This window comes from Alteromonas sp. ABH2_165, assembly GCF_056159945.1.
Window position 1 is genome coordinate 329,560 of sequence record NZ_JBSWWF010000001.1, and the last position, 15,958, is coordinate 345,517.

General features: G+C 46.7%; 17 protein-coding genes. 9 read left to right on the forward strand and 8 right to left on the reverse strand.

Annotated features, from left to right (window positions below; all coding sequences use genetic code 11):
* Positions 1-5: 5 nt before the first annotated feature.
* The 9 genes from ACXAFQ_RS01385 (at position 6) to ACXAFQ_RS01425 (ending at position 8,591) form a co-directional block, all read left to right on the forward strand.
* Positions 6-956: a stealth family protein gene (locus ACXAFQ_RS01385; RefSeq protein ID WP_474817814.1), complete on the forward strand. Its 951-nt coding sequence runs from the start codon at positions 6-8 to the stop codon at positions 954-956.
* Between the two features lie 144 nt (positions 957-1,100).
* On the forward strand, positions 1,101-2,141 hold the full coding sequence (locus tag ACXAFQ_RS01390) for a hypothetical protein (protein ID WP_474817815.1): 1,041 nt from the start codon (positions 1,101-1,103) through the stop codon (positions 2,139-2,141).
* An 11-nt stretch (positions 2,142-2,152) separates the two neighbouring features.
* Positions 2,153-3,280 carry a GDP-mannose 4,6-dehydratase gene (gmd, locus tag ACXAFQ_RS01395; protein ID WP_474817816.1) on the forward strand — a complete coding sequence of 376 codons (1,128 nt, stop codon included), beginning with the start codon at positions 2,153-2,155 and terminating at the stop codon, positions 3,278-3,280.
* Positions 3,273-4,388, forward strand: coding sequence for a DegT/DnrJ/EryC1/StrS family aminotransferase (locus ACXAFQ_RS01400; protein WP_474817817.1), 1,116 nt, complete (start codon positions 3,273-3,275; stop codon positions 4,386-4,388). The genes gmd and ACXAFQ_RS01400 overlap by 8 nt, the downstream gene beginning before the upstream one ends.
* A gap of 3 nt (positions 4,389-4,391) precedes the next feature.
* Positions 4,392-5,441, forward strand: coding sequence for an N-acetylneuraminate synthase family protein (locus tag ACXAFQ_RS01405; RefSeq protein WP_474817818.1), 1,050 nt, complete (start codon positions 4,392-4,394; stop codon positions 5,439-5,441).
* Positions 5,434-6,054, forward strand: a complete 621-nt coding sequence (locus tag ACXAFQ_RS01410; protein WP_474817819.1) for a NeuD/PglB/VioB family sugar acetyltransferase — start codon at positions 5,434-5,436, stop codon at positions 6,052-6,054. The genes ACXAFQ_RS01405 and ACXAFQ_RS01410 overlap by 8 nt, the downstream gene beginning before the upstream one ends.
* Positions 6,051-6,929, forward strand: a complete 879-nt coding sequence (locus ACXAFQ_RS01415) for a sugar phosphate isomerase/epimerase family protein (RefSeq protein WP_474817820.1) — start codon at positions 6,051-6,053, stop codon at positions 6,927-6,929. Before ACXAFQ_RS01410 ends, ACXAFQ_RS01415 begins: the two co-directional genes overlap by 4 nt.
* Complete coding sequence (locus ACXAFQ_RS01420) at positions 6,886-7,638, forward strand: acylneuraminate cytidylyltransferase family protein (protein WP_474817821.1); 753 nt, start codon at positions 6,886-6,888, stop codon at positions 7,636-7,638. Before ACXAFQ_RS01415 ends, ACXAFQ_RS01420 begins: the two co-directional genes overlap by 44 nt.
* Positions 7,639-7,712: 74 nt before the next feature.
* On the forward strand, positions 7,713-8,591 hold the full coding sequence (locus tag ACXAFQ_RS01425) for a GSCFA domain-containing protein (RefSeq protein ID WP_474817822.1): 879 nt from the start codon (positions 7,713-7,715) through the stop codon (positions 8,589-8,591).
* A 53-nt stretch (positions 8,592-8,644) separates the two neighbouring features.
* Here ACXAFQ_RS01425 and ACXAFQ_RS01430 read toward each other — a convergent pair whose 3' ends face one another.
* From ACXAFQ_RS01430 to pseF, 8 genes are all read right to left on the reverse strand, one after another.
* Complete coding sequence (locus ACXAFQ_RS01430) at positions 8,645-10,093, reverse strand: CDP-glycerol glycerophosphotransferase family protein (protein ID WP_474817824.1); 1,449 nt, start codon at positions 10,091-10,093, stop codon at positions 8,645-8,647.
* 6 nt (positions 10,094-10,099) lie between these two features.
* On the reverse strand, positions 10,100-10,843 hold the full coding sequence (locus tag ACXAFQ_RS01435; RefSeq protein ID WP_474817825.1) for an SDR family NAD(P)-dependent oxidoreductase: 744 nt from the start codon (positions 10,841-10,843) through the stop codon (positions 10,100-10,102).
* A 61-nt stretch (positions 10,844-10,904) separates the two neighbouring features.
* A complete protein-coding gene (locus tag ACXAFQ_RS01440) occupies positions 10,905-12,296 on the reverse strand; it encodes an AMP-binding protein (RefSeq protein ID WP_474817826.1) in 1,392 nt (463 codons plus the stop codon).
* Positions 12,199-12,459: an acyl carrier protein gene (locus ACXAFQ_RS01445; RefSeq protein WP_474817827.1), complete on the reverse strand. Its 261-nt coding sequence runs from the start codon at positions 12,457-12,459 to the stop codon at positions 12,199-12,201. Before ACXAFQ_RS01445 ends, ACXAFQ_RS01440 begins: the two co-directional genes overlap by 98 nt.
* The gene (gene pseH / locus ACXAFQ_RS01450) at positions 12,452-13,105 is read right to left on the reverse strand and encodes a UDP-4-amino-4,6-dideoxy-N-acetyl-beta-L-altrosamine N-acetyltransferase (protein WP_474817828.1); all 654 of its coding nucleotides are present in this window, start codon (positions 13,103-13,105) and stop codon (positions 12,452-12,454) included. Before pseH ends, ACXAFQ_RS01445 begins: the two co-directional genes overlap by 8 nt.
* Positions 13,106-14,155 carry a pseudaminic acid synthase gene (gene pseI / locus ACXAFQ_RS01455; RefSeq protein ID WP_474817829.1) on the reverse strand — a complete coding sequence of 350 codons (1,050 nt, stop codon included), beginning with the start codon at positions 14,153-14,155 and terminating at the stop codon, positions 13,106-13,108.
* 17 nt (positions 14,156-14,172) lie between these two features.
* The gene (pseG, locus tag ACXAFQ_RS01460) at positions 14,173-15,255 is read right to left on the reverse strand and encodes a UDP-2,4-diacetamido-2,4,6-trideoxy-beta-L-altropyranose hydrolase (RefSeq protein ID WP_474817830.1); all 1,083 of its coding nucleotides are present in this window, start codon (positions 15,253-15,255) and stop codon (positions 14,173-14,175) included.
* Positions 15,256-15,957 carry a pseudaminic acid cytidylyltransferase gene (gene pseF, locus ACXAFQ_RS01465; RefSeq protein ID WP_474817831.1) on the reverse strand — a complete coding sequence of 234 codons (702 nt, stop codon included), beginning with the start codon at positions 15,955-15,957 and terminating at the stop codon, positions 15,256-15,258.
* Position 15,958: the final 1 nt, after the last annotated feature.

Below are 15,958 nucleotides of genomic sequence, written 5' to 3' on the forward strand. Positions count from 1 at the left end.
TTGAAATGCAAAGCGAGATAGACTTTGTTATCACTTGGGTCGATGGCAACGATCCTGTCCACAAAGCCAAACGCAAACGCTGGCAGTCCAGAGTGTGGCAAGGTGAGTCGAAAGACGAAGAGCAGTCTGTTAGTGATAAACGGTTCGTGCAGCACCGTGAGCTCATTTATTGTCTTCGGTCTATTAAGCACCATGCGCCGTGGTACAGAAAAATCTGGTTGGTGACAGACAACCAAATCCCCGAATTTTTAGATAGTGATAAGTTAGTCGAAGACAGAATATGTGTCGTAGACCACACGTTACTTTTTAAGCACCACCCTGATGCACTCCCCACGTTCAACACCCGGGCAATAGTCACTCAGCTTGATCAAATTGAAGGTTTGTCAGCGCAGTTCATTTACGGCAACGATGACTTTATGTTTGGTAGCTCAGTTAACCCAGACTTTTTTTTCAAAGAAGATAAACCGGTTATTTGGGGGGACTGGCAGCCTGTGTTACCAGCCAATAAGACCACATTATTTCAGCAGGGAATGATCAATGCAGCCAGAATGGTGGAAGCGGATACCGAGCAATTTATTCACATTAGTCACGGCTTCCAACCCATGGATAAAGATATCATTGGTAAATTAAAGTCTTGTTTTACCAATGCATTTGCTAATAATGTGCAACACAAATTCCGTCACCGAAGCCAGTTTTTGGTAGAATCTCTGCACAATCATTATTGTTATTACAAGTTAATGTGTCCTGTGGCGGGTACTGAGCCAATGGTGCACTTCAGTTTTGAACTATGCCGCGAAGGCACGGAAGAAAAGATTCGTTTTTTACTGGATTTGTTTAAAACCGGCGAGCGGAAAATGCTGTGTATAAACGAATATCAGGCATTGGTTGAACGCATGGCATTTGTAGAAGGCGAGCTTGATATGCTATGTGGGCCAGCGCTTTTCAGTGAGCATTGACAGCCTGATCAAGTTATCATTTCATGGTTTTTCTATTAGTGCCGATAACCTTCTAAATACTTAACTAAACCGGCATGGATTATCTTTTCCAGCGCGATCTTCAGATTTATGACTGATACTGATAATAGAAAACAGGTTCTCATTTTGCTCTCATCACCTTTTCAATATTGGTGTGCACAAGAGTACCTGTACCAGGCTTCGCTGCTTCACTGTGATATTACGGTTATCAACGCGGCCACCTTCTGCCGTCACTCCATGGTTCAAATAAAACGGCTGCATGAAAACTGCACACGAGTGAAAGAGGTCATGCTGACTATTCCTAAAGCCGGATCGTTGACGTCACGGATTGTCCCTTATGCTGATTTAGCAAAGCAACTTCAGCACATAAAATTTGACCTTATTTTAGTGGGTGATCTTCGGCAAATTTGGATGCAAGATATTGCCTGTAGTCTCGATTGCGAAAATATCGTTCTGGTGGACGATGGCGCCGCAACCAATGTGTTTGTGGAAAAACTGATTGCACCGGCAAACTTTAAGTTGCCTGTTTCTATGCACTCGCAGCGCCCCGAACGAAAACAAGAAGCGGCAAACATAAAGCAAGCATTGGGGCTAAACGTGGTGGAAAAGTCGATGACGCTTTTTTCCATTTTTACGTTTCCCCATGATAACCATACGCGGTTAAATCAATTATCGGCATTACGTGCGCGTTTTACGCACACTGAGAAAAACGATGAATTTCACTTTATTGGTTCGCCTGTGGTGGAAAAAGGCATTCTCGCGGATGACGACTATTACAAAATGATTGAAGATGCGTTGAGAAATAGCCGTGCAGACATGAAGCCAGTTTATTTCGCGCACAGAGCGGAAGCACTCGAGAGTAAAAAACAAAAGCTGGAAGCATTAGGGTTTTCCGTAGAGTTACACGATGAACCTTACGAATTACTGTGCGCCAGTGCGGGAAGGGTGCCGGCAGAAATAGCGGGTATGCATTCAACTAGCTTATTTAATATGAAAATTCTGTTTGCAGAGCAGATTTCTGCCTCTTGCTACCTGATGAATGAAACGCGGCTTGCCCAATTTGCTACGCAACATTGGGGGAGCGATAAGTTTACGTTAAGAGATCACATAGAATCGATCTATCGTCGCCTCGATGAATTTAATATCGAACCCAGGCTGGCGAACTAAGTGAGGACACAATGACCAGGAAAGTTGCATTAATAACCGGCGTTACCGGTCAGGACGGTGCATATTTATCGCGGTTTCTACTCGATAAAGGTTACGAGGTACATGGCCTGCGTCGCCGTGCGTCATTGCCAAATCTGGATAGAGTGCATGATCTCGTGGAGCCGCCACAACAGGTTAAAAACGATTTTTACCTGCACTACGGTGACATGAGCGATGCATTGTCGCTGGTCAGATTGATCAACGAAATCCAACCCACTGAAGTTTACAACCTGGCCGCACAGAGTCACGTTCACGTTTCTTTTAATGCGCCGGAGAACACCGCAGACGTCAATGCGCTGGGTACACTAAGGTTACTGGATGCGCTAAGAACGCTGAAAATGGAAGATTCGGTGAGGTTTTATCAGGCGTCTACCAGCGAACTTTACGGAAAAATACAATCTCCACGACAAGATGAAAGCACACCGTTTTATCCGCGCTCTCCCTACGCCACAGCGAAACTCTACGCTTACTGGTCTGTTGTAAATTATCGTGAGTCTTACGGCATGTTCGCGTGTAACGGCGTACTGTTTAATCATGAGTCTAAGTTCAGAGGTAAAACCTTTGTCACCCGAAAAGTGACTTCAACAATCTCTCGTATTGCTTACGGGCTTCAAGATTGTTTGTATTTGGGGAACATTGACGCGCAGCGTGACTGGGGTCATGCAAAAGATTACGTAGAAGCGCAATGGCTGATGCTACAACAACCAGAACCTGATGATTTCGTTATTGCGTCGGGAAGAAAAACCTCCGTGCGCGAATTTGTGGAAATGAGCTTCAAACTGCTCGGTATCACCTTGCGATGGCAGGGCAGTGGCGTTGATGAGATCGGCGTTGTTGAAAAAATTGATGCAAGTGTGTTGGAAGAAGCGACCAAAGGCTTTCCACCGGCCCTTCGCATTGACGACACTGTGGTTCGTATCGACCCTTATTATTTCCGTCCAAATGAAGTGGATGTATTGTGGGGCGATGCGAGCAAGGCTGAGCGCGTATTGGGGTGGAAACCTGTTATTGGCTTGCAGGAAATGGTGAGCGAAATGGTTACCCATGATCTGGCGTTATCTCGGGATGAAGCTATTTTGAATAAGCATAGACATGACTAACACCGACTTCATACCTGTATCTCAACCTTTTATCGATGACAGCGCAAAGGCGCTGGTCATGGATTGTTTGGAGTCCGGCTGGATTTCATCTCAGGGCGCGTATGTTACTCAGTTCGAGAATGATTTTGCTGCTTACATAGGTGCAGAATTTGCTATTAGTGTCACCAGTGGAACCGCAGCACTACACTTAGCGCTTCTTGCCATAGGCATCGGCCCGGGCGATGAAGTTATCGTACCGGATCTTACGTTTGCGGCTACCGCGAATGCTGTGCTGCTGTGTGGCGCCAAGCCAGTGCTGTGCGCTATCGATGAGGAGACCTGGACCCTCGATGTGCAGGATTGTCAGCAGTTAGTCACCTGTAACACCAAAGCCATTATTCCTGTGCATTTATATGGTAACCCTGCTGATATGCAAGCGATTACCCATTTGGCTGGCGAACATGGTATTACTGTCATCGAAGACTGCGCAGAATCCCTAGGCGCATCGGTGGATAATCAGTACACAGGCACGATGGGGGAAATGGGCTGCTTTAGCTTTTTTGCTAACAAATTGCTGTCTACCGGTGAAGGCGGCATGGTTACCACCAACGACGCTGAATTGGCTAAGAAACTGCGTATTTTACGGGATCACGGCATGGCGCCAGACAAAAAATACTGGCACGACCTTGCCGGATTGAATTATCGGATGACCAATATTCAGGCGGCAATCGGCGTGTCCCAGTTAGCGTTGCTTGATGAGTTCACCCGCTTGCGTGGGGAACAGGAGAGGCTTTATCGGCAGCATCTGGAAGGAATATCTGGCGTTGTTTTTAAATCGGTGCTGAACGGCGCGACGTCGGTTAACTGGCTGATGTCTATTAGAGTCAATGCCGAAAACAAAAGTGCCGAGGGCTTACGAGCCTGGCTTGCTGAACATCAAGTGGATTCCCGGCCATTTTTCTTTCCGCTTCACGAGCAACCCCCATACCGTGATGAACGTTCGGCGCTGAAAGCGACGAAGAAACTTTCGGATAGCGGATTATCTCTACCCACATTTATTGGCCTTAGTAACGAACAGATAACGCGCATTTGCGCTCTGATTAAAAGATATATGGGTCAGGAAGCATAAAGCATGACGACATTTTCCCAACAGATAAACATCGCTGACACGGTAATTGGGCCTGAGCAACCGGTTTACATCATCGCAGAAGCTGGCGTTAACCATAATGGTGACATCAATCTAGCGTACAAACTGATCGACGTTGCCGTGAAAGCCGGCGCAAACGCAGTAAAATTTCAATTGTTCGACACCGTCGCCCTAATCCGCAACGATGTAAAAAAGGCCAGTTACCAGGTTCAGGATACGAGCGACCAGCAAAGCCAATATGACATGCTAAAAGCGCTGGAAATTTCACCTCAGCAATGTGAAGCACTGGCGGAATACGCTCGTAGCAGCGGTATTGATTTTATCGTTACGCCCTTCGATGAACCCAGCCTGACGTTTTTACTGTCTTTGCCGCTATCGGCATTAAAAATTTCGTCCACCGATCTGACCAATATTGCTTTTATTGAGCGGGCTGCTCAAGCGCTGGTGCCACTCATATTGTCCACGGGCATGAGTGAGCAGTCTGAGGTTGATGAAGCGATGGCAATGCTTCGGGGTAAGTGTAACGATTTAATTTTATTGCAATGTACGTCAAGTTATCCGGCGCCCGATACAGAGCTCAACCTGCGTGTGATGAATAAATACCAGTCCGACTATGACGTCGTTGTTGGTTACTCTGATCATACTGCTGGCATTGGTGCTTCGCCTTATGCCGTGGCGGCAGGGGCCAGTGTAATTGAAAAACACTTTACGCTGGATAAAAGTCTGCCAGGCCCGGATCACCAAGCGTCGTTGTCTCCTGAGGAATTGGCGTCTTTGGTAAAAGAAATTCGTAAGGTAGAAACCATGATGGGGCGCAGCGTGAAGCGTGTGGAATTATGTGAACGAGAAAACCGGTTATCTCTGCAAAAATGTTTGGTGGCTGCTGAGCCCATTGCGAAGGGAGAATATCTAACTGCACGCAATGTAGTTGCCAGAAGAACCGGTGGCCATGGCATTCCGGCGAAATACATTAACGATGTGATTGGCAAGCAAATGCATTGCGACCTGGCCCTTGGTGATATCATCGATGTCTGAAGCACATCTGGTGATAGCGGGGGCGGGGGGGCACGCTCGCTCCCTGGTGTCTTTGTTGCGCGCCAATAAGCTTGAGCCCCAAGCCATTATAGACGTGCATGCCGCGCCAGGTGAGGTGATCATGGGCATTGCGGTAGTAACGAGTATCGACCATCTCAATCTGGACGGTGAGATAACCACCATCTTGGCCATTGGCGATAATGCCTTGCGTAAAACGAAAGCTAATGATTTAAAAGCTCAGTGTTACACGTTGCCGCTAACCCATCCTTCTTCTTTTATCGATGAATCTGCGGTATTAGGCTGTGCCAGTCAAATTTTTGCGGGCGCCTATGTTGGCCCGCTTGCTGAAGTGGGGCAATTTGCCATAATAAATACCCATGCCGTGATAGAACACGAAGCCAGTGTAGGGGCTTTTTCTCACGTGGCTGTGGGTGCCAAGTTGCTTGGTAGAACGCGAATTGGTGAGTCTTGTTTTATTGGTGCCGGCGCAGTAATAAAAGACGGAATATCAATTTGTGATGGGGTGACGGTGGGCGCTAATAGTTTCGTTAATAAGTTTATTGTTGAACCGGGTGTTTACGTCGGCAGTCCCGCAAGGAAACTCAACCGATGAATGGGCAGATTTACATTTCCAGCAGTTGTGTCAACAACCGTAAAATCGCCGACAGCGTGCGGCAACTCGCCGAGCAAGGCTATACCAATATCGAATTATCTGGCGGAACCAACCTTTATCCAAATTGGAAACAGGATCTTCTGAATTTACAATCAGAGTTTGGTATTCAATATCGTTGCCACAACTATTTTCCGCCGCCAGAGGAACACTTTGTACTTAACCTGTCAGCCAGTGATAATGATGTTCGGGCGCGTTCCATTGCCCATGTTCAGCAAGCCATTACGTTGTCTGCTGAGTTAGGGGCAAAGGAGTATGGTGTGCATGCGGGCTTTCGATTTATGCCTGACCACAAAAAGCTTGGGCAGGCTTTTGATTGCGCTCAGCTTCAAAGTGAAGAAGAGGCTATCGCACTTTTCGCGTTAGCCTGGGAAGCGCTTAATAAACAGGCCAAGGATCATGGCGTGAGCTTATACGTAGAAAATAATGTGCTTTCGAAAGCAAACCGGACAACCTTTGGCAGTGATAATCCTTTTTTAGCCACAGATTTTGCATCGATAACCCGTTTTCAGGATGCCTGTCAGGCTTCGTTGTTGTTAGATGTCGCACACTTGAAAGTGAGCTGCAACAGCTTGGGGCTTTCGTTTGAAAAAGAGTTAGCGCAATTAGCCCACCTGTCTGACTACCTCCATTTTAGCGACAACGATGGGACTGCAGACACAAATCATGGCGTGCGTGAGGGAACAGCGTTATTCAATTTATTGCGCGCAGTAGATCTAGCGAATAAAACTATAACCCTTGAGGTTTATGACGGTTCAATCCAAACGAGTTTGAATGCCACGTTGGCGTTACTTCAACCTGGATTGGCAGATGGATAAGCAGCAAAAAGTACTGGCCATTGTGCCCGCTAGAGCAGATTCAAAAGGCGTTGTCGATAAAAATATTAGGATGCTGCATGGTAAACCGTTACTGGCGTGGACCATTGAAGCGGCATTAACAGTCGATGATATACAAGATGTGGTGTTGTCTACAGACAGCGAACACTATGCGCAAATTGGCAGGGAGTATGGCGCTTGGGTGCCCTTTCTGAGAGAAGCAAAGTTCGCTACAGACGATGCCTCTCTCATGTCGTCAATACAGCATACGCTAGACAGGCTAGCAAAAGAAGGCAAAGCATATGATGTGGTTGTAGTGCTACAACCTACCTCGCCATTAAGAACGGCAAATCACATTCGCGAAGCCCTGACTCTTTTTCGTGCTAAGCCGCAGTCACCTAAGTCTCTCGCTTCAGTTTATGAAGTCAATGCAAAATACCGATGGCTGTTAAGCATCAATGACGAATCACAACTGCGGTTTGTTGATGACAAACTTAACCAGGGAGGGGGATTTAATCGTAAGTCTAATTCTCCTGTATATATGCCAAACGGGGCGATTTTCATTTATCAGACTCAGGCACTTTCAGCACAATATCAACCCAATACTTGTCCGTATGTTATGACGGAAGCGTCATCCCTTGATATTGATACTATAGATGATTTTCAGTGCGCAGAAGTTCAGTTGAGCCAGATGAGCGTTGATGCAAGCTAACCCGACGTTCTACTAATGTGTTTCAACAGATTGCCGATACAGTGGTTGCCGAATGGTAACCGGAGAGATAGCGCATGAGAAAAATGAGTGTACTTGAAAAACACGGCTTTGCTGGCTTAAACCGTTGGCCTGGCAACGAGCAACTCGTGCAAGAAGATGCTGTTCTCGATTACTTTATGCACGGTTATCTGCCGACTCAATCGATAATCGACAAAGAGACAAACATTACGGCGTTCGGTTCGTGTTTTGCGGGAAATGTGTCTCGCTTTCTGTTGAAACATGGCTACAAAGTGAATGCCCATAGCTGGGACCATAATCTTTCCGACCTCATTCGTATCGATGAAATTATGGTTCACACACCCGCTTTATTGGCACAATTTGAGTGGGCGTTTGAAGACAAGTCACTGGATACGATTTTCATTGGCACCAACGAAGAGAAAGCGCAAACTTACCACAGCCTTGAAATCTGTAAAGACATCATCAGGCAGACAGACTTTTTCATCATCACCTTAGGTTTAACAGAGGCATGGTTCGACAAAGAAAATCAGCAGTATCTTTGGAAATTCGTGCCGAATAAGAAGCTGGATGCGCAAAGATTCGAAAACAGGTTTGTTTCCTTTGCTGAGAATCTCGACAACCTGAATAAAATCTATTCGTTGATTAAGCGTCACAAACCGGATGCAAAAATTCTGTTTACCTTGTCTCCTATACCGTTACTAGGTTCATATCAGAAGAAATCTGTTATTTGTGCCAATACGTCTTCTAAAGCAACGTTGCGAGCCGTACTGCACGAATTCATGACGCAAAAAGACGATGACAACTTGTTTTATTTTCCGTCTTACGAGCTAATTAATCACTACGTTGAAAAGCCGTGGAAGGAAGACAATAGACACATCACCCCCGAAGCCGTTGAAACCATCATGTCTATCTTTGGTCGTTACTATTTAAAGTAAGTGGTTGGAGAAGCGCGGCTTCTCACCAGTCTCTCTTGCCCGTGAAGTTCAGGTTATTCTCTGACCAGCGAGACAATTTGCGGAGAGGCGAGTTGTGGCAAGGTTTCAAATTTAGTGCGTAGCTTTTCGCGCAGAGCAGCATACAGTTCTTTTTCGCTGCGTAACGCCGCCAAAAGTAAATCTACGGTTGTCACGGTCTCACCGGCCACAAAATCATCATCACTCACCAGCGTGTTGCCTCGAAGTTGTAGGTATTGCTGCTTATCGTACTGGAAATAAACAATGGGTTTGTCCGCCAGCAGAAAGTCGTAGGCAATGGAGGAGTAGTCGGTAACCAGTGCGGCAGCATCTGCCAGCCAGGGGTACACATTTTTTCCGCTCGGATAGATATAGATATTCGGATGGTCCGGGAGAGCTTGCAGACAATTCTGCTCTGATAGTCCCATGGCTTCGCCAAATAGACGTGAAATAAACGGGTGGAACTTGAGGATAAAAGCAGCTTTGTTTTGCTCGCACCAGTGATTGATTTTATCCAGATCGAGAGGATATTCATTGTCCCCCCAGTCTCTGTATGTTGGCGCATAAACCACAATATCGCCATGGTTGGCTCGCACTTGGTTGAGTGTGTTCAGCGGCTCTGCATTTATCCAGTCTCGTTGTTCCGGGGTTTGACAGAACACGTCATTTCTCGGGTAACCCAGATCCAGATATTGTTTTGCGCGGAATATAGTTGGGAAGATATGCAAATTGAACCAGCGGGAACTGGAGATAAATGCCTCATCACAGATATGCGGGTAATGTATGTTTCCACTCAACGCTTTGTATGGCAGTCCATGCCACAACTGAATGACGGGGATGGCTTTGCGTAACAAAGAGAATGTCTGGCCGGTAAACTCATGATCAACGACAATGCGCCGGGTACAGCACAATCGAAGTAAGGCCGCTATGCTCAACCGCTTGTACAGATCAGTGTCATAATCTAAGGCATCAATCTGTTGCTTAAGGTTTCTGCCCACTAAAAATGCTTCACCTGAGTGGCTTCTTTTATGCTCTCGGTAGGCAAGTAGCATGTTGGTGTCGAAAAAACCTTCAGCGTAATACAGATAGTGTTTTTTGGGTGTGAAGCATCTTACAAACGTAAAGAGGGTGAGCAGTAACGTAAATTTAAATCGCTTAACGTAGTGGGTGAGGGGAACCTGATAGCGCGAAAACACAACATCTTCATTGCCGTTCTGGTTTTCAATGATCACTAAAGAAGACTTTGCAAAACCTTTATCCAGTAGCCCCGCGGCAACCGCTGAGGTATACGACGCCTGATGCAAAACGATTTGAGAGCCCGTCGGAAGATCGTTTTCCGCGTTTACGATATCCTCCGCCTGCTTCAGATTATCCACAAAGCCGACTACCTGATAACCCTGAGCAGAGAGTTGCTTGGCGAGTTCGCGTCCTGCAGGATTTGCTGGCGCAACAAGTAGGGGCGTTTGTTTAGAAATCGATACCATGATGCGTTATGCCGTAGAGCCCGCGTCTACTGTCAACACGGTGCCGGTTACTGATTTAGCGTGCTGACTTAACAAGTATAATACTGCCGCTGCTGCATCCTCGGGCGTAGCCAGTTTTCCTAGCGGACTTCGACGTTTCACGCTCTCCAGTTTCTCTCCTTGTAATGACTCAGTCATGTCTGTTTGCATGTAGCCTGGTGCCACACAATTTACGGTAATATTCGCTTTGCCCACTTCTCTGGCAAGCGACCGGGTAAAGCCTTCAAGCGCGGCTTTGCTCGCTGCATAAACACTTAGTCCATTGAATCCTGTGCTGGCAATAATGGACGAAACATTAATGATGCGACCACCACGATTGAGCATCATGCTTCTTGATAGGTATTTCGCCAGCAGGATAGGGGCTTGCACATTGATATTCAGTAAACTGCTAATTTCACTGTTGTGCATGGTGGCAAGCACGCCATCAAAACCCACGGCAGCATTATTTATCAGCCCGTAGGGTCTACCGTATTTAGCAATAATCGTTTTGCAAAGGTGATGAATGTCATCCAGCTCAATCAGATCAAAGGGTTCAAAATGCAGGTCGTCTAAATTACTTCCTTGCAACCCCTTTAATTCTGCTGACAGGGTTCTGGAAATGGCCACCACGCGATAACCCTGCTCAAGACATTGTTTGCAAATGGCCAGTCCTAAACCTCGTCCTGCTCCGGTAACAACCACCAGGGGTTTTGCTTGTTCTGATTTATCCATGTTGTTTCCGTGTTTTTTGATTTTTAAGTCTGGTTTATCTGTTTTGTTGTCACAATAGTGTTCACTGACGCGACACTTTGCCGCTGTCAGACAAAGGGAGCGTAGGAACAATATTGATTTTCGTCGGCATGTCGGCTCTATTCAAATGTGTTTTGCAATGGAGCATCAACGCCATTTGTAACTGCTTCGCGCTTAATGTCGTGCTCGTCGCTCCACCAACGGGTTCATCGAGTTCTGGTGCCTGCAACACCACGTCTGCAATCACAATCTGACCTAAAATTTTATGTGGCTTGCTGTACACGCGGGCCAGTGCAACTTGTTCGGCAGAAAGCAGTACGGATTCAACCTGTTCTGGGAATACTTTGTGTCCGCCAACATTAATGACACCATTATCCCTGCCTTTAAAGAACACGCGGTGATGCGATATGCTCACGGCGTCCTGCGTATTGATATAGCCATTTTCATCAGTGTGAACCACCGCTTCATTGCTATTTTTCCGATTCACTGTGTTGGCGATGATCGCTGGTTTTAGCCAAAGAATATTCTCTTTTACCCGTAGTCTAATACCGTTAACACCAGTTTCTAGCCATTGTTCGGGAAAACCTGCTTTTCCATCGCTAACGGCAAATCCCACTCCGGCCTCGGTGGATGCATAGATATGGAATATTTTCGCTTTCGGATATCTTGATACAAGGGCATCGAGAAGCGGCTGATCAGCAATTTCACCACCCAGCGAAACCCGTGAAAACGCCAATTGGTGGCTGGGTTCGGTGAGTAAGAATTGTCGCCAAAAGGAAGGCGTTGCAGAAAGCGCATTTACTTGCCCGTTGAGCATCTGCCTGGATTTATCTGCAATGTCTCCGCGAAGGCAGTCGATGGTACACGCACCACTCAGTATGCCCTGTAAAACAACCTGCAAACCGGCAAATCGGTAAGGCTGATACGTGAGTGCCCAGCGCAATTCGGATAAGTGTGGTTTTATCTGTATCGCTGAGCAAATGCTCGATGTGGTATGTGCGATTCTTTTAGGATTGCCGGTAGTCCCCGATGTTTGAATGAACCAGGTTGTTGCTATTGTCAAATGAGAGACGCTTGTCGCCAGTTTGTAACGGAGTGCTTCCGGCGTAAAGGTGATATGCTCTGCAACGCTTTCTAGCGCCAACAATGTTGTGACGAAGTGGGCGAGATCGGTAATCGCTTCGCTACCAGAAAGGCCGTCACCTGAATCCATAGCGGCGTTGCAGTAAGTTTCACGCAAAGAGGTGGCATTAGCTTTGAGCGTTTCATAGCTAATTGTCCGACCATCATGTGTGATAACGGCCGGGCCTGAATAAGTTTGAATGCGCGCTAGCAGACTATTCACTGGGTTGAAGTACGCTCTGATAAACGCTAACGAAATCTCCCAGCGTTCTTGGGTAAACAGCGAGTTCCATTTCACTGAAGGGATCGACATTAAATTCTTCTTCGAGTTGAGCCACGAGCATTGCAAAGCCAAGGGAGTCCAGGCCGCTCTGAAGTAGTACGGTGTCATCGTCGATATTGTCAACAAGGGTGCAGTCAGAAATTAGTGCTACCTGACGCATGCTGTCTAATATGGTGTCTCGTAAGTCAGTCATCCTGCTCATTATCTCTTTTTGCTGTAGGCGAAGGGGCATGGCGCTTGAAGAATTCTATCTCATTTTCAAATGAGATATTGTGTGCTGCCAGGGCTATTTGTTTTGGAATACGGGCCAATAATTCGTCTTTCGATGTGAGCCATTGCATTCTCGTATACTCAAAGCGTTTGACGGTATGGTTTATCCCGCTGCGGGAAATGGTGTCTCCGTCTTTCAATGGTGTGTAATTAAACAATTTATGGAGCTTCAATACTGAAGTGTTAAACGATAATACTTCGGCATACAGTCGCTCAGCGCTGGTTTGTGTAAAGGCAAACTCCAGCGCGGCAATTTCAAGGAGCAATCCTGAACCCGGCCACACATCATCTTCACCCAGGTAACAGCCCCATTCCAGCGTCAGCGGGTTTTCACTTTTTAATGTAAAGTTGAGTACACCGATAGGGCGCTCGTTTTGTTCCATCACAAAGAAAACCCGGGTTGGATCGTTTGCTAAGTTCTCAAACCAGGCAAGGTGCTGCTGCAGCGAGATAGTATCTTGCTGATGCATATTTTGGCGTATATGCGGCTTGTTTCGCCATGCTAATACACGCTCCAACTGCCCATGGTTAAGCAGCGAAAAGTGGCTAGATGGGTATTTTCTTTCCATTTACACTAGGTCCCAAGACATGGGGGTGCCTTTTGCCACATCGTGTTTTACTTGTTTGCCAAGCAGTCGGGCTAAATACTTAACCGGTAAACCAAGACCGGGACGAATTGCTCTTAGGTTCTTTTCAGTGAGCACTTCTCCTGCGGATAAATCTTCACAGATGTACAAAGAACGACGGTGTATACGCGAATTCACTTCCGCTGAGGTACAGCCGTAACTCACCGTACCAATGGCAATGGCTGCGCGCTCAGTTTCTTTCACCAGCATTGCAAATTCATCCGGTTCCAGTGAGAAAGCGGCATCGACGCCACCGGCACTGCGATCAATAACAAAATGTTTTTCAATCACGCTGGCGCCCATTGCTGTTGCAGCAATTGCCACACCTAAGCCTGACGTGTGGTCTGATAAGCCCACGTGGCATTGGAACATCTGTTTCAAATGAGGAATGGTGGCAAGGTTTGCATTAATGGGATCTGCTGGGTACTGACTTGTGCATTTCAGCAACACGTATTGGTCACAGCCGTTGCTCTGAAGCACTTCTACAATTTCTGCTATTTCAGTCAGGCTTGCCATACCGGTAGACACAATGACGGGTTTACCGGTTTGGGCAACCTTGGCCAAAAGCGCGTGATCGGTGTTTTCAAAAGAGGCGATTTTATAGCAAGGCACGCCGAGTGATTCTAAGAAATCAACGGCACTGGCATCAAAGGGGGTACTGAATGCCACCATGCCTCTGGACTTTGCTCTTTCAAATATCGCACTGTGCCATTCCCAGGGCGTATGCGCTTTCTGATAGAGGTCGTATAGCGATGACCCTTGCCACAAACTGTTTTTATCATCGATGAAAAACTCGCCATGCTTGACGTCAATGGTCATGGTATCTGCGGTGTAAGTTTGTAACTTCAATGCATGAACGCCAGCATCTGCGGCAGCATCAACCATACGCAAAGCCAAGTCCAGATCCTGATTATGATTGCCGGACAATTCCGCAATAATAAACGGGGGCTGGTTGCTGCCAATCGAAAAAGGGCCAATGTCTATGGTTTTCACGTTTTGCTTCTCGCTTGTTATTGCTGCTGTTGTTGATGTTGCTGTCGTTGCTGTATCACCAGATTTACTTCCGGCAGAAGATGACGAATAATTTGACGACACACCTCTGGTGTTCCCGCTTTAGCAGGCAAGATAGCACCGGCCTGCTGTGCCATTGCGGTCAGTTTATTAGTATCTGATAGCATGGCAGTGAGTAAACTGGCAATGCATTTTGCACTCACCTCGTTGTAATGGCCGGCGTACACGCATGCTTCCTGTTTAGACACACAAACCGTACTTTCTATTTGATTCTCGGCAATGGTCACCACTAACCCGGGAAGTTGAGATATACATCGTTCCCAGTGCATACTACCGCCCGCACCTATCATCACATCGGCTTTACGCATTAGCGCGGCCATATAGGTACAGTCGATGTGAACGTCAATATGCTGACAATGGCTAACGCGCTCGAGGATATCTTGTTTATTTCGATGCGACGAACCTATTACCACATCGGCAGAAAGGCGGCTTTCTTTACATAATTCCAGGGCATCTAACGCTGTTGTCGTCATATTAACCGGGTCGCTACCGCCAAAGCATATCAGCACCCTTGGTACTGCACTGTGAGTTTGCTGGTGGCTCGAACCGTCGAGATAAAACTCTTCTCTTAAAAGTGCATATTGTGGACCTAAAAGCACTTCGCATTTTTCTGGAATAAGGTGCTGATACCGTTGCGTAAAGTTATCCGTAAGATTGCAATCCAATAATAAGTCGCAATGATGGTCGCGGTTTGCCAAATCATCGATAACCATCACTTTTTTGCCAGCATTGACCAAATCACTTTCAAAGCGTTGATCTAACTGATAATGATCGATTATCCATAAGTCAGCAGGGATATGTGCCACCGAACTCGCTATGGCGTCAACTTCAATATAGCCAAAACCCTGTTCGCGAATGAGTCCGAGCAACATATCTGCCCCTTTTGTTGCTACAAAAGTAATTTGAATATCGGGTACCCAGTTCTGCAACATGGTTTTTAGCGACTTCGCTAAGGTAAGGCAGCGCATGCCGTGACCGGCGCCGATATGATGACTGGCATCAACGCGAAAAGCGATCAGCAACTATATTTCCCCCATCTCATGCAGCACCTTATAAAGAATTTCAGCACGCTTCCAATCCTCGGGTGTATCGATGTCCTGCACCTTGTGGCTCGGGAGTGTGAGCATTCTGGAACCTGGTGAAAATACCCGTTTGTTCTTGTTCAGCCACGTTTCTGATTTAGCCACGTACAATTGTCCAGCATCGTGAAAAGTGTCCGCTAAATCTTGAGAACGCTTGCCAATATCTTGTGCAGAGAAGGGGAGCACGCCGCCGTCTGAGTCTTCTATTAAGGCCCGTTGAATGGGAAAGGAAAACTGATTGGCGGTAAACACAAAGTCTGCATTGAGAGTGACTAATTTGCTGATCGCATTGTCAATGGTAGTGCTAGCAAGGAAGGGGGCAGTGGCATAGATGCAAGCACAAACTTCCACAGCCATGCCTTGGGCCATCAGCGTTGACAACGTGTGCCGTATCACCGGAGTGGTGCCGGTGTGGTCGTCTGCTAATGTCTTGTCTCTGAGAAAAGGCACTTCCGCGCCATAAAATTCAGCGATTTCAGCAATAGATTGATCGTCAGTAGACACGATGACTTTGTCGATATTCGCACAACCCAGGGTCGCTTCAATGGAATAAGCAATTATGGGCTTACCGCAAAAGTGTTTAATGTTTTTTCCGGGTATCCGTTTACTGCCGCCTCTGGCTGGAATAATAGCAATATTCATA

Coding starts and splice junctions, on each gene's coding strand:
- ACXAFQ_RS01385 (WP_474817814.1), top strand. CDS start 6: ATGCAAAGCGAGATAGACTTTGTTATCACTTGGGTCGATGGCAACGAT.
- gmd (WP_474817816.1), top strand. CDS start 2,153: ATGACCAGGAAAGTTGCATTAATAACCGGCGTTACCGGTCAGGACGGT.
- ACXAFQ_RS01400 (WP_474817817.1), top strand. CDS start 3,273: ATGACTAACACCGACTTCATACCTGTATCTCAACCTTTTATCGATGAC.
- ACXAFQ_RS01405 (WP_474817818.1), top strand. CDS start 4,392: ATGACGACATTTTCCCAACAGATAAACATCGCTGACACGGTAATTGGG.
- ACXAFQ_RS01410 (WP_474817819.1), top strand. CDS start 5,434: ATGTCTGAAGCACATCTGGTGATAGCGGGGGCGGGGGGGCACGCTCGC.
- ACXAFQ_RS01415 (WP_474817820.1), top strand. CDS start 6,051: ATGAATGGGCAGATTTACATTTCCAGCAGTTGTGTCAACAACCGTAAA.
- ACXAFQ_RS01420 (WP_474817821.1), top strand. CDS start 6,886: ATGCCACGTTGGCGTTACTTCAACCTGGATTGGCAGATGGATAAGCAG.
- ACXAFQ_RS01425 (WP_474817822.1), top strand. CDS start 7,713: ATGAGAAAAATGAGTGTACTTGAAAAACACGGCTTTGCTGGCTTAAAC.
- ACXAFQ_RS01430 (WP_474817824.1), bottom strand. CDS start 10,093: ATGGTATCGATTTCTAAACAAACGCCCCTACTTGTTGCGCCAGCAAAT.
- ACXAFQ_RS01435 (WP_474817825.1), bottom strand. CDS start 10,843: ATGGATAAATCAGAACAAGCAAAACCCCTGGTGGTTGTTACCGGAGCA.
- ACXAFQ_RS01440 (WP_474817826.1), bottom strand. CDS start 12,296: ATGTCGATCCCTTCAGTGAAATGGAACTCGCTGTTTACCCAAGAACGC.
- ACXAFQ_RS01445 (WP_474817827.1), bottom strand. CDS start 12,459: ATGACTGACTTACGAGACACCATATTAGACAGCATGCGTCAGGTAGCA.
- pseH (WP_474817828.1), bottom strand. CDS start 13,105: ATGGAAAGAAAATACCCATCTAGCCACTTTTCGCTGCTTAACCATGGG.
- pseF (WP_474817831.1), bottom strand. CDS start 15,957: ATGAATATTGCTATTATTCCAGCCAGAGGCGGCAGTAAACGGATACCC.